The following is a 16,276-nucleotide window of genomic DNA, read 5'->3' as shown; positions in this document are numbered from 1 at the left end:
GTTAAATCAGTGGCTTTCTGAGTCGTTAAAGTCTTTTCGGTAGTAACGCTTTTGATAATTTTTTACTTTAGTGTGCACGCCTTTGCTTAGGCTTTTAAATTTTGCCTCCAGTACATCTACACCGTATAAAATACCAACCACCAGCACCGAAAGTTTAATGGCTGCACCTAAATTGTCGGTGGCTATCATTACCCCAATTGAGGCAAGCACCCAAATGGTTGCAGCAGAGGTCACCCCTACTACAGCGCCGTCTTTTGCAAGCATAACGCCAGCGCCTAAAAAGCCAATACCTGTAATTATTTGCCCCACTACACGAGAATGATCAATCACATCACCTTGTAAGTTAAACGCAGTTGATAAAAACAAATACGTGCCCAGCGTGATTAAAGCTGAGGTACGAATACCCACAGGTTTACCGCGCAATTGCCGTTCTAACCCAATTATGGCACCGCAAAAAGCGACGGTACCAATGGCCGCCCACGAATAAGGGGCTACATCAATTAAATCTAAAAAAGTCACTCTTTTTTATAAACCTATTAATTATTTGCAATGGCCACTGCGGTTCTTAAACGTTGGCTACCAAATGCTGACATTTTACTAAAATCACTGCGCGCTATAGGTACGTACTGGCAATCTATAGCGAGTTGTTTGTCGCTTCCTGGCTCGCAAAACGGGTCATGAACATACACGCAGTGCTCATCAAGGTGGGTAACGCACACCCAATGAGGTGATTTTTTACCATCAAAACTGTATGTGCTAATTAGTAGCAGCACACTAAAGCCTTGGCTTAACCACTGTTCAATATGCTCAAGCTCTACATCTTTATAGCTAAGTGGTATATTTGCGTGCGCTATACCCTCTACAAATTGCTTATGCACAGTAGCAAGCACCACTTTTTTATTTTCACTGCGTACACCATCTAAAAACAAAGGCTCTGTGGTATTTACCATTACCTCGCTTTTAAAGCCGCGTTTATTAGCCGCCAGTGCTAAACCAAACGGATGGCAACCACCGTAGCCCAATGTCATAAAAATAGTGGTGCCTTCGCGCCAAAGTGCCAACTCATGTGTTTGGCTAAGCTTAGTTGTTGGCTCAAGTGCCCCCATTGCCATTAATAGCGCCGCAGGCCCACAGGTAAACTCGGTAGTTTGTTGGTACCACGGCGTTAACCGCGCTACTTTTAGCTCACGCGTTTGGCGAATATTTTTTTGCATTCGCAGTGCATCACTATGATCGTCATAATAATCACTATATTGACCAAACACTCTGTAACCCAAACTTTTATAAAGCCCTATCGCACTTTCGTTATTTACCGCCACTTCTAAACGTAAGTAAAGCCGCCCACGCTCACTGGTTTGTTTTTCAAGCTCAGCTAATAACATTTTAGCAATGCCTTTACCTTGCACTGTGGGTAATACAGCAAGCGAATATAAACGCGCTAAACGCGTGCCTTTATGGCACCACACCAGCCCATAGCCGCATACTTGCTCGCCGTTATCTGCAACGAGCAAAATACCGTGCTTAGCACTTAGCCAACGCTTTAAACTACGCGGGCTCAATTTATCGTTATTAAAGCAAGTATTTTCAACGTCAATCAGTGCGGTTAAATCACTGCTAAGTGCTTTTCGAATAACAAGGTTACTCATGTATTAGCCACGGCCTCGCGCTTCTAAACGTTGTTTAAATTCATCCATAATGATCATGTATAGCTCATCGCCTAAATAGCCATCTTCTACTTTGTGATCAATACTTGGATTGTCATTTACTTCAAACACATATGCTTTGCCTTGATGTTCTTTAACATCTACGCCATATAACCCTTTACCCACTGTTTTGCACGCTTTTAAAGCGGCATCTAACACGGCTTTTGGTAACTCAAAGGTAGGTAGCGTTTCAAAGCCACCAGAGAAAAACCGTTTAGTATCGTGATTATAAATTTGCCAATGGTTGCGCGCCATTAAGTAGCGGCACGCATAAATAGCGCGGCCATTTAATACCCCTACTCGCCAATCGTATTCTGTGTACATGTATTCTTGTGCAAGTACCAATGCGCTATGTTCAAACAGCTCGGTTAGTTTAGCTTCAAGCTCACTGCGGTTTGCAACTTTAAACACCCCTTTTGAGAACGACCCTTCAGGCATTTTTAAAACCAGCGGATAGGTAAACGCCTCTTCTAATTGCTCAAGCGTTGGCGCTGCTTGATCAGCCACTACCACCGTTTTTAAACTGGGCACTTTTTGATAATTAAACGCATCGTGTAAATACACTTTATTACAACAGCGTAAAATAGACTCAGCATCGTCAATAACCACTAAACCAAGGCTTTGCGCTTTACTAGCAAGGCGATACGTTGGGTGGTCAATTGCTGCAGTTTGGCGAATAAATAACGCATCAAACTGGGCAATGTTGTCTATTTCATCAAAACTGAGTGCTTGCGCATTAATACCATGTTTAGCCGCGGCTTTTATAAAGCGGGCAATTGCGTCTTTATCGCTCGGTGGTACTTTTTCGTTATGATCAACAAGGATTGCCATGTCCCATCTAAAACGGCGCTGCACAGTACCAATGCGCCACTGTGTTTGGGTAAACGTATTTAGTTTTGCTACAAAATTGCTATATTGCTCATCGCTTAAAGAGCTAAGCGAACCTTGCTGTAACAAACCTTGTTCATCTACATATAAAATAGGCGCTGGGTATTGTTTAAATACCGATTTAGCCGCTTTACTTTGCAGCTCGTTTAAGGCATTACCAAAGTAAATTTCGCCATCAATCGAGCCAATATTTAACATAGGAGCTTGGCCGCTTCGAAGCGCGTTTATTGATTTAACGCTGGGTAACACTTGGTGTTTACGCGCCTCTGCAAGCAAAGAGCAATAGTAACCCTTACTCAAGTATTGGCTTGAGTCGCATAAATTAATAATGCGAGTTTTAGGTTCATTATGTTTTGGGTAATCACGTAAGTAACTATTAAACGTAATCACATTGTCGAACGATTGAGCAAGTGTTTGCTCGTTGTTATCAACCACTATTAAGGTTTTAAACACGACTTTTCCTAGTTAAGTCAGAAATATAAAAAGCATGCCTAATAAAATACTCAGCACTATAAATAGAAACACCCAGCGTACTAAGTGGGCATTGCGCGTATCACTTAATACGATGGGTGCTTTAACAAATACCTACTGTAAGTGTTAGCGCTTAAATTGCTTAAGCGACATCTGCTTTATATGCCCTTTTTAAAAACCACACAAACGAGATATTTTTAGCGTGAAGATAAAAAATATTGATTAACTATATTTTCCTATTAATGCAGATTAAAATACGCAAAATTAATATTTTATGAGCGTTATAAATGTCACATCCTGCCTGCCCACAGTGCCAATCTGAATATGTTTACGAAGACCAGCAACTGCTTATATGCCCTGAATGCGCCTATGAATGGAACCCAAATAGTACAAGCGATGAAGGCGCAATTTCAGTTAAAGATGCCAACGGCACCCAACTTACTGATGGCGATAAAGTAACCGTAGCCAAAGATTTAAAAATAAAAGGCAGCTCACAAGTCATTAAAATTGGCACCAAAGCGGTCGTAAGGCGTGTTCTTGATAAAAAAGATCACGAGCTAGATTGCAAAGTAGATGGTATTGGCGAAATGATGGTAACAGCGAAGTTTGTGAAAAAGGCTAACTCGTAGGTCGGATAAAGGGCGAAGCCATGCCATCCGAAGCGTAATAAAGGCCGAAATTATTTCATTTAACAAAAACTTTTGTACAAAACTAAAGTGTATTATGAAGCTATAGCTTTGTCGGATGGCGCTTCGCTTATCCGACCTACGAAATATTTATATTTTTTATCCGCACCAATTATTTGCATAAATACCTTGTTTCACGGCTCTATGAAAGCTTGAATAAGGCCAATCAGCTACTTGACTAACTAGGCCATGTTTTAACGGATTAAAATGAACATAGTTAACATGATGCCAATAATCATTATCATCCCTAATAGCATGTTCCCAAAAACGGCGCTGCCAAATTCCACGTTCATTTTTACGTTTCCGTGTTTGAGTTAAAAACTCTGTCTTTGGGAGTGATTTTGAAAATCGCTTTTTAATTTCTCGCCAGCGACTCGAATAATCCACATCATCATCTGGTAAAGTTAAAACTGCATGAAGGTGATCGGGCAGCACAACCCATGCATCTATATAAAATGGCCTTTGAGATTTAACAAAACGGATAGACTCTCTTAATAAATCGATATGCTCAACCAACAACGATTTATTCCTATCGAGCAAATTAACTGTAAAAAAGTACGTCCCACCTTTTACATATTTACGACGATATTGCATTGCATATCCATTGTATTATTTGTTACGCATTAGACAAATAAAGCGTAATTTTAGGATATATACAACATTGACGTAGGTCGGATAAAGGGCGAAGCCATACCATCCGACAATTAATTTATAAGTATAAGCGTTTATTGTATTGATATGGTTTTGTCGGATGGCGCTTCGCTTATCCGACCTACATATAAAACTAATACTTTATAAAATTTCTACTACCTCGTATTCGTGGTTTTTGCCTGCAATACTTAGGCTTATTTCATCATCAAGCTGTTTGCCTAAAAGCTGTTTACCGAGGGGTGCTTCGGGTGTAACAACTTGAATAGTGAGCCCTTTTACTTCAACCGTTAAGCCGCCTGCGGCTGGGCCTAAATAAAACCATTTTTGTAAGGCGTTTTCATCTTCTAAACAAACGAGTGAGCTTATAATCACTTTATTGTGAGTGGGCTCTTTAAAAATGGCTTCAAACTGTTTAATGCTTTTGTAGCAATCGTTTACACGCTCAGCTTGCCCTTGTGCTAAATAAGCGGCCTCGAGTCCTAGGGTATCGTACTGCGTTTCTGCAACGCTTTCTTCGTGAGTTGCGGCGTCGTGCGCGGCTTTTGCTGCTTGTTTTGCACTGTTTAATTGGGCTTCTAGTGCAAATTTAAGGTGTTCTATTACGTGGGATTTATTCATGAAAGGCGCTAATAACCAATACGGTAAACTATGTGATTAATTTTACCGTTATAAGGCGCTTAAAACCATTATTTTAAGCGCCTGTGTTTTAATGAAGATTTTTAAAAGCATTTATTGCTAGGGCATATCGAGCAGCGCTTGCGTTTCTGCATCTTGTTTTTCTTCGTAATTTTTAGCACTTAACCCTAAAAGCTCGGGTAACGTGGCGGCAATACAAATAGATGAGAACGTGCCTACTACAATGCCGGTAAATAGCGCGATGGCAAAGCCTTGTAATGGCGCACCCGCGAGGAGCCAAACACTTGCAACTGTAGCAAGTGTGGTACCCGATGTAATAAGCGTACGCGTTAAGGTACTTTTTATGGCGTTGTTAATAATACTTGCGGGGCTAAGCGCATTATTAGATTTAACACGTAAAAGCTCGCGTACTCTATCGCCTACTATTATAGAGTCGTTAAGTGAGTAACCTATAATGGCCAGCAAACTGGCAAGTACCGTTAAATTAAACTCAATACTTAATAGCGAAAATAGCCCCAGTACCAGTAATAAATCATGCACTAGCGCAACTACAGAGCCTACGGCTAAACGCCATTCAAACCGTACAGCTAAATAAAGCATTACTGCAACCATAGCTGAAAATAGCGCTAAACATCCTTGCTCAAACAGTTCATCACCCACTTGCGAGCCAATATACGCTGATGATAAAACCTCGGCGTTAATATCGGCATTTTGTGTAATGGCGCTTTGCCAATCATTGCTGTTTGCTTTTGAACCGCTGGGTGCTTCGCGTAGTTGAAAGTGATTATTCCCTTGTGCGGTTAGTTCAAACTCGCCATTGTGATTTTTAGTAATAAATTGCTCAAGCTGTTTTAGCTCAACACCTTGGCTGGTGGTAAATTCTGTTAGGTAACCACCGGTAAAGTCGAGTCCAAAATTAAGCCCTTTGTGACTAAGCGTAAATACCGATAGCAGTACAAGTATGGCGCTCAAAAGCATGCCCGAAAAACGCAGACGCGTACCCGCCTCGCCCTTTAAAAAAGTGTTAAGCATGTGCATTTACTCCTGCTTTTTTAGCCATTTTTAAATATACCGTTTGGCTTAGTACTTTTGATACGTACACGCCAGTAAATACCGAGGTTATTAAGCCAAGTGCCAATGTTATGGCAAAACCTTTAACCGGGCCGTAACCTATTCCATATAAAATAAGCGCGGTGATCATGGTGGTTATATTGGCATCAAATATGGTGTTAGCGGCTTGCTTGTAACCTTCTTGAATAGCTTGATAAGCAGAGCGGCCTTTTCTACGCTCTTCTTTTATTCGCTCAAATATAATAACGTTGGTATCTACCGCCATACCAATGGTGAGTACCAGCCCGGCAATACCCGGAAGTGTTAGCACAACCCCTGGTAATAACGACATTAGCCCCACAAGCGACGTTAAATTTAATAACAGCGCTACGTTTGCAATAAGCCCTAAACGGCGATACCACATTGCCATAAAGGCAAGTGTAATACCCATGCCTAGCATCAATGCGGCCAAGCCGTTAGTTATATTTTCTTGACCTAGGCTTGGGCCAATTGTTTGCTCGTGCACAATAGTAACCGGTCCAGTTAGCGAGCCTGCGCGTAATAATAGTGCTAAATCGGCCGCTGCTTGTTGGCTTTTCATATTGGTAATGCTAAAACGTGAACTTAAATGCTGCGCAATATTTGCCACATTTATAACTTCGCTTTTTTTAACCGTTTCACCTTTAGCGTTTTGAGAGTATTGTGAATAAACCGTGGCCATAGGTTTACCAATATTTGCTTTTGAAAACGCCGACATGGCATCGCCGCCTTGTCCATCAAGGCTAAGTTGCACAAGGGGTTTACCCCAGTCATCGCGCCCTATGGTGGCGTTATTAATATGCTCACCGGTAAAAATTGGCACAGGATCAAGTTTGATGGTCCCGCCCGATTGCATATCAAATGTTTTACCACCAATTTCTTTTAACTGATAAAACCCAAGTGATGCAGTTGCGCCTATAATGCGCTTTGCCTCTGTTGGGTCTTGCAGGCCAGGTAGCTCTATGCGTATACGGTTTTTACCTTGGCGCTGAGTGACGGCTTCGGTAATGCCTAATTCTTCTATGCGTGAGCGAAGCGTTGTGAGCGTTTGACTCATTACTTCTTTATCAAAGTTGCTTCGCCCTTGCTCTGAATAGGTGAATTTTGCATTTTTAATATCACCATTACTGGTTGTTGAAACTGCTAAATTAGCAAAGCGACTTTGTAGCTCATTAATTACCGGGGTAAGCTTTTTCGCTCCATTTGGGTGTGCATTTATTTCAAAGCCGTGCCCTGTTTGCAGCACTTTAAGGCCGTGCGCTTTTTGCTTAATAATAATTGATTTTGCTTGCTGGTACGCACTGACTAATTGCTCATCAATTGCTTTATCTAAATCTACGTCGAGTACAAATAACACACCGCCGTTTAAATCTAGTCCCAATTTTATTGGTGATAAACCAAACTCTTGCAGCCAAAGTGGGCTCGTTGCATGTTCTACAATTTTAACTTGCGTGTTTGGGTACTGCGCCTTTATAGCCGCTTGCGCTTGTGCGCTTTTAGTTGGCTCGTTTAACAAAATATTTATAGATGTTTGATTATTTAGCCCTTGCTCAACTTTTAAGCCTTGGTTATTTAAAAAAGTAACTAATGCATTAGTACTTGGCACAACTTGTGTTTCGCTATGAGGTGCATTGCTTACATGTAACCACGATTTATTTGGGTATAAGTTGGGTAATGCGCTAATGGCTAATAAAACCAGCACAATAAGCATGGCTATATAGCTTAATTTAAATTTAGCCATAAACGGCTTGTGATCTTTTTTTACACTTAACATGGTGTTTCCTTATTACCAGAACCGGTAACGTACTTTTTAAAAGCACAATTAATCTCAAGGCTTAAACATAAAACGTTAAAACCTAATAAAAATTAAATAAGAAAATTAAGCGTGGTAGGTACTTACGGCGGTATAAAGTAAATTAGCGTCTTTCCAGCCGCTGAGTCGCGACTTTTTGCTATGCGTTACAAGTGTATACCATGGCCGTTGGGCAATAAACGCGTTGGGGCTTAGGTATATTTCTCTAAAAAGGGTGTGTGCAAAAAATTCAAATACAACGTCGTATTCAGGCTCACTTTGCGCGACATGTAAAAATAACGAAGAATTACTGGCCGTTAACCTAGGTTGATGAGCGTCAAACCCTGTTTGATGTGTTTTTTTGTGCTCACTCCCCTTTACCGATTTTGATATAGGCAGCGTTTTAACTAACTCAACGCTATCAGCAAACACACTCAATGAGGTGGTTACAGTGTTTAATTTATGTGTGACGCACTGCGCACTACTTTGAACACTAAAAAGCGCACAAAACAGCAAAAAAGCAGTTATAAACACACGAACGTTAAACATGGTTGCGTCAACCTAAAATAAGGGATGCGTAGTATATATGGGCAAGCATTTAAAATACAATGCATATTAATTAAGTATTTATTTGACTGAGATCCGTAATGCGCTCTAAACACAGTACTATAAAACGCGCCGATGCAATGACCTTAAAACAAAGCATTAAAACGCTGTGGCCATACATTACTAAATTTAAAGGGCGCGTACTTTTAGCCCTTTTAGCGCTTATAGGAGCTAAAGGCGCGACTCTTTTAATGCCTTGGGCATTAAAAGAAATTATCGACTCGGTTGATAAATCAATCAATCCAGTTTTAGTTATCCCTGCATTACTATTGATTTTGTATGGTGGACTTAGGTTTGCCAGCGTGTTTTTAGGCGAAGTAAGAGATGCGGTGTTCTCTCGTGTGACAGAGCACGCGATGCGCGATATTGGGTTAAAAGTATTTAAACATTTACACTCGCTAGAGCTTGCTTTTCATCTCGATAGGCAAACCGGTGGAATAAGCCGTGATATAGAGCGTGGTATTAGTGGGCTGAGCTTTTTAATGCGTTTTTTAATGTTTAATATTGTCCCCACCCTTTTTGAAATACTGACCGTTGCTATTATTTTTGGCTCGCTATTTTCTATTTGGTTTGCGTTAATAACCTTATTAGCGGTTGCTATTTATATTACCTTTACTGTAACAGTAACGCAGTGGCGAAACCGTTTTATACGCGAGGCAAACGCCGCCGATAACCTTAGTAATACGCGCGCCATAGACAGCCTGCTTAACTTCGAAACTGTAAAATATTTTAATAACGAAGAATTTGAAGCTAAAACATATGACTCTTTTTTAGCAAATTGGGAAACCGCCCGTTTAAAAAATAGAATGTCGTTGCTTGCGCTTAATTCAGGACAAGCGTTGATAATTGCAAGCGCTATTACAGCGCTGATGTGGTTAGGTGCCAAGGAGGTGGTAACGGGCGCTCTAACAATTGGCGAGCTAGTAATGATAAACGCCTACATGCTCCAATTATTTTTACCACTTAACTTTTTAGGATTTGTTTATCGAGAAATAAGGCGCGCCCTAACCGATTTAGAAAACATGCTGGGCTTACTTAATAAAAAACCACAGGTAACGCAGCGCCCCCATGCTCAACACCTTTGTATTAGTAAAGGTAATATAGCCTTTAATAATGTCAGTTTTAGTTACGATGCCAACCGCCCTATTCTTAGTAATATTAGCTTTAAAGTTAAAGCTGGCAGTAAGGTTGCCGTTGTAGGTGCAAGTGGTGCAGGTAAAAGCTCGTTGGCGCGGTTACTTTATCGCTTTTACGATATTAGCGCGGGCAGTATAACCATAGATAACCAAGCTATAGACTCCGTCACCCTCGATAGCCTGCGTAAAGCCATTGCTATAGTGCCACAAGACACCGTGCTATTTAACACCAGCATACGCGAAAACATTGCCTATGGCAGACCCACAGCAAGCGATAGTGAAATAGATAAAGCAATAGAAATGGCCCATTTAAAAGACTTTATTTCAACTTTAGCGCAAGACGATAAAACGTTAGTGGGCGAGCGCGGTTTAAAAGTATCTGGCGGCGAAAAACAACGTATTGCAATTGCACGTGCAATTTTAAAGCAATCTCCTATTTTAATTTTTGATGAGGCAACCTCGGCGCTCGACTCGCACGCGGAGCAAGCCATTTTAAAGGCAATGCGCGATGTAACTCAAAACCACACCAGTATTGTGATTGCACACCGGCTATCAACTATAGTTGATGCCGATAACATATTAGTATTTAAAAAGGGCGAACTAGTTGAGCAAGGCACACATTCAGCACTTTTATTACAAAACGGACAATACGCTCAAATGTGGCAATTACAGCAGCAGGAAGATTAATTAACGCCATTTACTGGCGATACTGCAGCTTTACCTTTAGAATACGGCCTTGCAATTTTATTCAATAATTTACATATATTAAGGCGAAACGCAGATGGGAAGAGCTTACCAAAACAAAAAAGATTCAATGGCTAAAACTGCGGGTGCTAAAACTAAAGTTTATTCTAAGTACGGTAAAGAAATTTACATTTGCGCTAAAAATGGTGGCGTAGATCCAGATGGTAACCTTGCGCTGCGCCGTTTAATCGAGCGCGCTAAAAAAGACCAGGTACCCGCACACGTTATTGAGCGCGCAATAGACAAAGCCAAAGGCGGTGGCGGTGAAGATTACGCAGCCACACGTTATGAGGGTTACGGCCCTGGTAACTGTATGATTATTATTGACTGTTTAACCGACAACAACAAACGTACGTTTGCTGATGTACGTATTTGTTTTACCAAAGCAAACGCTAAAATAGGCGCACAAAATTCGGTATCACATTTATTTGATCACCTCGCTATTTTTGTTTTTGACGGCGATGACGATGAAGCAGTACTAGAAGCCCTTATGATGGCCGATGTTGATGTAACAGATGTAGAAGTAGAAAACGGTAAAGTGACGGTTTTTGCACCACATACAGAATACAACAACACCCGTACAGCGCTTGAAGAAATGGGCATTACAGATTTTGACGTAGATTTAATTTCGTTTGTACCACAAGTTGAAGCCCCTATTGAAGGTGAAGACGTAGAAGTAATGGAGCGCTTTTTAGCCATGCTTGAAGATTGTGACGACGTGCAAAACGTTTACCATAACGCGCAATTTTAAACTTTACTAAACGTATTTACTTTAAGCCAACAGCGATGTTGGCTTTTTTATTTTAAAAGGCTTGTGAAAATTTATGAATACCCTTGCAGAGCTTAAGTCTGGTAGGTTGAATGGTGTTACTCGCTTACAACTCGTAGAAGGCTTAACTGAGTTTCCTTTAGAAATTTTAACCCTTGCAGATACCCTAGAAGTACTCGATTTATCAAACAATAATCTCACTACACTGCCAGATGAGTTTGCGTGCTTAACAAAGCTTAAGCGGGTGTTTTTATCGTTTAACCAATTTGAACATATACCTAAAGTACTCGCTAAGTGCCCTGCTTTAATTATGGTTGCATTTAAAGGCAATCAAATAACAGAGTTTGCACTAAACAGCTTACCTAAAAATATTGAATGGTTAATACTTACTGATAACAAATTAAGCGCATTGCCAAGTGACTTTGGTAATTACACACAGCTTAGAAAGCTCGCCCTTGCAGGAAATAACCTAAAACAACTACCCGCGAGTATGGCTTCTTGTACTAATTTAGAGCTAGTTAGGCTCTCTGCTAATAACCTAACAAAACTTGATAATTGGCTATTAGAACTCCCCAAACTTGCTTGGCTTGCCTTTGCGGGTAATGCATTTAATAAAGCTCAGTGCTTAACTAACAGTCGTTTGCAAAACACGCCACTTGAAAATTTTCAGCTTAAAAAAGTAATTGGCCAAGGTGCATCGGGCGTTATTCATTTAGCTAAAACAGCACAGCACAATGTGGCGGTAAAATTATTTAAAGGGGCAATAACAAGCGATGGCTACCCACTTGATGAAGTAAACTGCTGTTTACAAGCAGGCTATCATAAAAACTTAATTAACGTATTAAGCTACATAGAGCAAAGCACACAGCTTGGTTTAGTAATGGAGCTAATAGATACACACTTTGCTAATTTAGGTTTGCCGCCAAGTTTAGAAACCTGTACGCGCGATACATTTAATACACACTGTCACTATTCGCCTGAGGCAATTTATAAAGTTGCCCAGCAAATGATAAGCACCCTTGCCCACTTACATGCTAACAACGTAAGTCATGGCGATATTTACGCCCATAACACCATGTTCAACGAACAATACGATGTTTTATTTGGCGATTTTGGTGCAGCAACAAATTTAGCCATGCTTACTCAAGAAGAAAAAAAACGCATAGAACTTATAGAAGTACGTGCTTTTGGTTGCTTAATTGAGGACTTATTAAGCACTGTTAGTACTGCAGATAAGCAAAACGAACTGTTTAATAAAATGTCCGATATAGCAGCGCGTGCTATAAATACTGATATTGCATCGCGGCCTAGTTTTAAAGAGCTAAGCGCTCTATTAAACGAGCGGGTATAAATTAATCAAAATAAAAAAGCCTGCATAATGCAGGCTTGGTTGGATAAAGCTAAACTTTTACAGGGTCAATTATAAGTACTGACCTAATGCTTTAACTTGGTCTAACATGCGGTTTGAGAAACCCCACTCGTTGTCGTACCAAGCCATTACTTTAACTAGTTTGCCATCAGCTTTAGTTTGCGTTGCATCAAAAATTGATGATGCAGGGTTGTGATTAAAATCAATAGAAACAAGCGGAAGCTCGTTGTACTCTAAAATTTCTTTCATTGAACCTGTTGCTGCGGCTTTCATTACTTCGTTGATTTCTTCAGCAGTTGTTTCGCGCTTAGTAATAAACGTAAAATCAACTAAAGAAACATTGATAGTAGGTACACGTACCGACATACCGTCTAATTTACCCGCAAGCTCAGGAAGTACTAAGCCAACAGCTGCAGCAGCACCTGTTTTAGTTGGGATCATAGACTGAGTTGCACTACGTGCACGGTATAGATCTGGGTGATAAACGTCAGATAAGTTTTGATCGTTTGTATATGCATGAATTGTAGTCATGCTACCTTGCTCAATACCTACTGTGTCGTTAATTGCTTTTGCAATTGGCGCTAAACAGTTAGTCGTACATGATGCGTTAGAGATAATGTTGCTATCAGCGTTAATTACATCGCTGTTAACGCCGTGTACTACCGTTGCATCTAAATCTTTACCAGGAGCAGACACAATTACTTTTTTAGCACCTGCTGTAATGTGCTTAGCTGCGTCTTCACGCTTAGTGAAAAAACCAGTACATTCTAAAACGATATCTACGTTTAACTCTTTCCACGGTAAGTTTGCTGGGTCACGCTCTTGAGTCAAAGTAATTACGTCATCACCAATCAGCATAGTGTTATCTGATAACGTTACTTTTTGAGAAAATTGACCGTGAACTGAGTCAAATTGTGTTAAATGCGCATTTACGTTAGCCGGTGCTAAATCGTTAATTGCTACAATTTTAATTTCACTGTTTTGTGCTGACTCGTAAAGTGCACGTAATACGTTGCGACCGATACGGCCATAGCCATTAATTGCTACATTAATCATTTTTAGACTCCTATTTAACTTCACTTGCTTGTCGAGCAAGCGCTTCAATGGCTTGCCAGTCTTTGTTTTCAATTAGTTGTTTATCTAGCATCCACGTACCACCAACACAAATAACGTTATTAAGCGCTAAGTAATTAGGGGCTGTTGCTAGGCTAATACCACCGGTTGGGCAAAAAGTAATGTGCGGCAATGGCCCGCCAATCGACTTAAGCATTGCCGTTCCGCCTGCAGCCTCTGCAGGGAAGAATTTTAAGTACTTAAAACCATGGCTTGCTAACTGCATTACTTCGCTTGCAGTTGCTGCACCCGGTAAAAAAGGGATGTCTGAATCTTTAGCTAATGCTAATAATTCATCACTTACACCTGGGCTTACCATAAAATCAGCGCCTGCTTCTACTGAAGCATCAAAGCTTGCTTTATCAACCACTGTACCTGTACCAACGTAAGCTTCTGGAACTTCTGCTTTCATTAGTTTTACAGCTTCCACTGCAACAGGCGTGCGTAGCGTAATTTCAAGGGCTTTTAAGCCACCGTTGTATAACGCTCTAGCGAGTGGTGCTGCATCTTCTAGTTTTTCGATTACAACCACTGGCACCACAGGTGCCGACGCTAAGATTTTTTCAATACTCATTACTTGTTCCTCATTACCCAGTGTGTGGCAATTATTATTCAAGTCCAAAAGCACTCGCACCTAAATCGGCGCTGCTTACAATATTTCTAAATCCAGTAAATAATTCTCGGCCGGTACCAAAGGTTAAGCTTGGTTGGCTAAGTTGTAGTTCACGCTTAGCAAGCTCTTCATCGCTAACATGTACTTTTAATATTCCGTTTGGCGCATCCAGTGTTACTAAATCGCCCTCAAGAATTTTTGCAATAATGCCACCTTCAACAGCTTCTGGCGCTAAGTGAATAGCAGCAGGCACTTTGCCTGATGCGCCCGACATACGGCCATCAGTCACAATGGCTACTTTAAAGCCTTCGTCTTGAAGTGTTGCCATTACAGGCGTTAATTTATGCAGCTCTGGCATACCTTTCGCTTTAGGGCCTTGCTCTTTAAGCACGGCAATAAAGTCTTGGTTTAACTCGCCACGGCTGTATGCCTCTTGCAGTTCGCCTTGTGAGCTAAATACTTTAGCTGGGGCTGTTACTACTTGGTGCTCAGTGGCTACAGCAGACACTTTAATGACGGCTTTACCTAGGTTACCCGTAAGTAGTTGTAAGCCACCTTGCTTACTAAATGGATTGCTAATTGGACGCAGTACTTCTTCATCGAGTGAGTTTTCTGGGCAATCTACCCATTTCACTTTTGAAGGGCCTGTTGAGTTGCTCATAATTAAGCTGTCGTCTTTATCTAAACGCGGCTCCATCATGTAAGGCGCTAAACCTTCACCAAGCATTGTTTTAACATCAGTATGCAAGTAACCTGCGCCGGCTAATTCACGCATTAAAAAGCCCATACCGCCTGCGGCTTGGAAATGGTTTACATCGGCTGAGCCGTTAGGGTAAATACGCGTAAGTAGTGGTACAACTTCTGATAAATCAGACATGTCTTTCCACGTTACTTGAATACCCGCCGCTTTTGCGATAGCAACAATATGAATAGCGTGGTTAGTAGAGCCACCTGTAGATAGCAAGCCAACTAAACCATTAATAATGGTTTTTTCGCTGATTACATCTGCTAAACACGGGCTTTCTTTATCATCTGTAAGCTGCTTAAGCATGGTTTCTACAGCATTACCTGTTAAACCATCGCGAAGCTCAGTGTAAGGGTTAATAAACGAGCTACCTGGAAGGTGTAAGCCCATTATTTCCATTAACATTTGGTTTGAGTTAGCAGTACCGTAAAACGTACAAGTACCTGCGCTGTGGTACGAGGCGCTTTCAGCTTCAAGTAAGTCTTCACGGCTTACTAAACCTTGTGCAAATTTTTGGCGAATACGTGCTTTTTCTTTGTTAGGAATACCAGATTGCATTGGCCCAGCAGGTAAAAAGAATACCGGTAAGTGACCAAAAGATAAGGCACCAATTAATAAACCTGGGACAATTTTGTCACATACGCCTAAACAAAAAACGCCGTCAAATACGTCATGCGATAGTGATACCGCAGTAGACATAGCAATTACGTCGCGAGAAAAAAGCGATAATTCCATGCCGTCACGCCCTTGCGTAACGCCATCACACATTGCTGGTACACCGCCTGCAACTTGGGCAGTGGCGTCGTACTTAGTAGCAAGGTCTTTAATTAAATCTGGGAAATCTTTGTATGGCACATGGGCCGAAAGCATATCGTTATATGAGTTGATAATAGCAAGATTTGGCTGCTCATCAGCCTTTAAGCGCGCTTTGTCGTCGCTGCTACACGCAGCCATAACGTGAGCGATGTTTCCGCAGCCTAGTCCGGCACGGACTCTTGTTTGTTTTTTTGCGTGCGAAATACGATCTAAATAATCTTGACGGGTTTGTTTACTGCGTTCAATAACGCGTTGGGTGACTTCTTCAATGCGAGGGTGCAACATAATTTAGCTCATCTCTATTAGTTAGAGGAAAAAGGCTCAGTAGCAATTACAGACTCCACGTAAATAACTGCACTGAGCATCTTTGATTTACCCGTTCAAAGGTACGCTACCAGGGAGCCTCTCACAACAACCCTGACACCGGTGTCACTGTATTAACGCATAGC

The 16,276-nt window shown here is 41.1% G+C and carries 15 protein-coding genes; 4 read left to right on the top strand and 11 right to left on the bottom strand.

Annotated elements, in window-relative coordinates; translation table 11 throughout:
* Window positions 1-6 precede the first annotated feature (6 nt).
* From PSI06_RS13610 to PSI06_RS13600, 3 genes are read right to left on the bottom strand one after another with little or no spacing between them, the layout of a single operon-like run.
* Window positions 7-519, bottom strand: coding sequence for an MgtC/SapB family protein (locus PSI06_RS13610; protein ID WP_273603997.1), 513 nt, complete (start codon window positions 517-519; stop codon window positions 7-9).
* Between the two features lie 17 nt (window positions 520-536).
* On the bottom strand, window positions 537-1,646 hold the full coding sequence (locus PSI06_RS13605; protein WP_273603998.1) for a GNAT family N-acetyltransferase/peptidase C39 family protein: 1,110 nt from the start codon (window positions 1,644-1,646) through the stop codon (window positions 537-539).
* Between the two features lie 3 nt (window positions 1,647-1,649).
* Complete coding sequence (locus PSI06_RS13600; protein WP_273604000.1) at window positions 1,650-3,044, bottom strand: RimK family protein; 1,395 nt, start codon at window positions 3,042-3,044, stop codon at window positions 1,650-1,652.
* A 305-nt stretch (window positions 3,045-3,349) separates the two neighbouring features.
* Here PSI06_RS13600 and PSI06_RS13595 point away from each other — a divergent pair, with 305 nt between their 5' ends.
* Window positions 3,350-3,691, top strand: a complete 342-nt coding sequence (locus PSI06_RS13595) for a zinc ribbon domain-containing protein YjdM (protein WP_273604001.1) — start codon at window positions 3,350-3,352, stop codon at window positions 3,689-3,691.
* A gap of 156 nt (window positions 3,692-3,847) precedes the next feature.
* Here the strand turns inward: PSI06_RS13595 and PSI06_RS13590 are convergent, their stop codons facing one another.
* From PSI06_RS13590 to PSI06_RS13570, 5 genes are all read right to left on the bottom strand, one after another.
* Window positions 3,848-4,342, bottom strand: coding sequence for an REP-associated tyrosine transposase (locus PSI06_RS13590; protein WP_273604003.1), 495 nt, complete (start codon window positions 4,340-4,342; stop codon window positions 3,848-3,850).
* Between the two features lie 198 nt (window positions 4,343-4,540).
* On the bottom strand, window positions 4,541-5,017 hold the full coding sequence (locus PSI06_RS13585) for a GreA/GreB family elongation factor (protein WP_273604004.1): 477 nt from the start codon (window positions 5,015-5,017) through the stop codon (window positions 4,541-4,543).
* Between the two features lie 117 nt (window positions 5,018-5,134).
* Window positions 5,135-6,067, bottom strand: a complete 933-nt coding sequence (gene secF, locus PSI06_RS13580; protein ID WP_273604006.1) for a protein translocase subunit SecF — start codon at window positions 6,065-6,067, stop codon at window positions 5,135-5,137.
* Window positions 6,060-7,898, bottom strand: coding sequence for a protein translocase subunit SecD (secD, locus tag PSI06_RS13575; RefSeq protein WP_273604007.1), 1,839 nt, complete (start codon window positions 7,896-7,898; stop codon window positions 6,060-6,062). The genes secF and secD overlap by 8 nt, the downstream gene beginning before the upstream one ends.
* Window positions 7,899-8,003: 105 nt before the next feature.
* On the bottom strand, window positions 8,004-8,465 hold the full coding sequence (locus PSI06_RS13570) for a hypothetical protein (protein WP_273604008.1): 462 nt from the start codon (window positions 8,463-8,465) through the stop codon (window positions 8,004-8,006).
* 98 nt (window positions 8,466-8,563) lie between these two features.
* Between PSI06_RS13570 and PSI06_RS13565 the strand changes: the two genes are divergently transcribed.
* The 3 genes from PSI06_RS13565 (at window position 8,564) to PSI06_RS13555 (ending at window position 12,522) form a co-directional block, all read left to right on the top strand.
* Window positions 8,564-10,345, top strand: a complete 1,782-nt coding sequence (locus tag PSI06_RS13565; protein WP_273604009.1) for an ABCB family ABC transporter ATP-binding protein/permease — start codon at window positions 8,564-8,566, stop codon at window positions 10,343-10,345.
* Between the two features lie 94 nt (window positions 10,346-10,439).
* Window positions 10,440-11,153: a YebC/PmpR family DNA-binding transcriptional regulator gene (locus PSI06_RS13560; protein ID WP_273604010.1), complete on the top strand. Its 714-nt coding sequence runs from the start codon at window positions 10,440-10,442 to the stop codon at window positions 11,151-11,153.
* Between the two features lie 73 nt (window positions 11,154-11,226).
* Window positions 11,227-12,522, top strand: coding sequence for a leucine-rich repeat-containing protein kinase family protein (locus PSI06_RS13555; protein ID WP_273604012.1), 1,296 nt, complete (start codon window positions 11,227-11,229; stop codon window positions 12,520-12,522).
* Between the two features lie 69 nt (window positions 12,523-12,591).
* Here the strand turns inward: PSI06_RS13555 and gap are convergent, their stop codons facing one another.
* Genes gap through edd form a run of 3 tightly spaced genes read right to left on the bottom strand, consistent with a single transcriptional unit; the run spans window position 12,592 to window position 16,112 of the window.
* Window positions 12,592-13,596, bottom strand: a complete 1,005-nt coding sequence (gene gap, locus PSI06_RS13550; protein ID WP_029773117.1) for a type I glyceraldehyde-3-phosphate dehydrogenase — start codon at window positions 13,594-13,596, stop codon at window positions 12,592-12,594.
* A 10-nt stretch (window positions 13,597-13,606) separates the two neighbouring features.
* Window positions 13,607-14,227 (bottom strand): bifunctional 4-hydroxy-2-oxoglutarate aldolase/2-dehydro-3-deoxy-phosphogluconate aldolase, encoded by a 621-nt coding sequence (gene eda / locus PSI06_RS13545; protein ID WP_004587806.1) that lies wholly within the window; start codon window positions 14,225-14,227, stop codon window positions 13,607-13,609.
* A 34-nt stretch (window positions 14,228-14,261) separates the two neighbouring features.
* Entirely contained in the window at window positions 14,262-16,112 is a 1,851-nt protein-coding gene (gene edd, locus PSI06_RS13540; RefSeq protein WP_029773525.1) for a phosphogluconate dehydratase, read from the bottom strand.
* Window positions 16,113-16,276 lie beyond the last annotated feature (164 nt).

The organism is Pseudoalteromonas sp. GABNS16E (assembly GCF_028598715.1).
Classification (GTDB): Bacteria; Pseudomonadota; Gammaproteobacteria; order Enterobacterales; family Alteromonadaceae; genus Pseudoalteromonas; species Pseudoalteromonas atlantica.
The sequence above is the reverse complement of the archived record's forward strand: the minus strand, read 5'-3'. Positions and strand labels throughout refer to the sequence as shown.

Excerpts from the sequence above, each read along its gene's own strand:
- PSI06_RS13565 (WP_273604009.1), top strand. The coding sequence starts at position 8,564 with ATGCGCTCTAAACACAGTACTATAAAACGCGCCGATGCAATGACCTTA.
- secD (WP_273604007.1), bottom strand. The coding sequence starts at position 7,898 with ATGTTAAGTGTAAAAAAAGATCACAAGCCGTTTATGGCTAAATTTAAA.
- PSI06_RS13570 (WP_273604008.1), bottom strand. The coding sequence starts at position 8,465 with ATGTTTAACGTTCGTGTGTTTATAACTGCTTTTTTGCTGTTTTGTGCG.
- eda (WP_004587806.1), bottom strand. The coding sequence starts at position 14,227 with ATGAGTATTGAAAAAATCTTAGCGTCGGCACCTGTGGTGCCAGTGGTT.
- PSI06_RS13605 (WP_273603998.1), bottom strand. The coding sequence starts at position 1,646 with ATGAGTAACCTTGTTATTCGAAAAGCACTTAGCAGTGATTTAACCGCA.
- PSI06_RS13560 (WP_273604010.1), top strand. The coding sequence starts at position 10,440 with ATGGGAAGAGCTTACCAAAACAAAAAAGATTCAATGGCTAAAACTGCG.
- gap (WP_029773117.1), bottom strand. The coding sequence starts at position 13,596 with ATGATTAATGTAGCAATTAATGGCTATGGCCGTATCGGTCGCAACGTA.
- PSI06_RS13590 (WP_273604003.1), bottom strand. The coding sequence starts at position 4,342 with ATGCAATATCGTCGTAAATATGTAAAAGGTGGGACGTACTTTTTTACA.
- edd (WP_029773525.1), bottom strand. The coding sequence starts at position 16,112 with ATGTTGCACCCTCGCATTGAAGAAGTCACCCAACGCGTTATTGAACGC.
- PSI06_RS13555 (WP_273604012.1), top strand. The coding sequence starts at position 11,227 with ATGAATACCCTTGCAGAGCTTAAGTCTGGTAGGTTGAATGGTGTTACT.
- PSI06_RS13585 (WP_273604004.1), bottom strand. The coding sequence starts at position 5,017 with ATGAATAAATCCCACGTAATAGAACACCTTAAATTTGCACTAGAAGCC.
- PSI06_RS13595 (WP_273604001.1), top strand. The coding sequence starts at position 3,350 with ATGTCACATCCTGCCTGCCCACAGTGCCAATCTGAATATGTTTACGAA.
- secF (WP_273604006.1), bottom strand. The coding sequence starts at position 6,067 with ATGCTTAACACTTTTTTAAAGGGCGAGGCGGGTACGCGTCTGCGTTTT.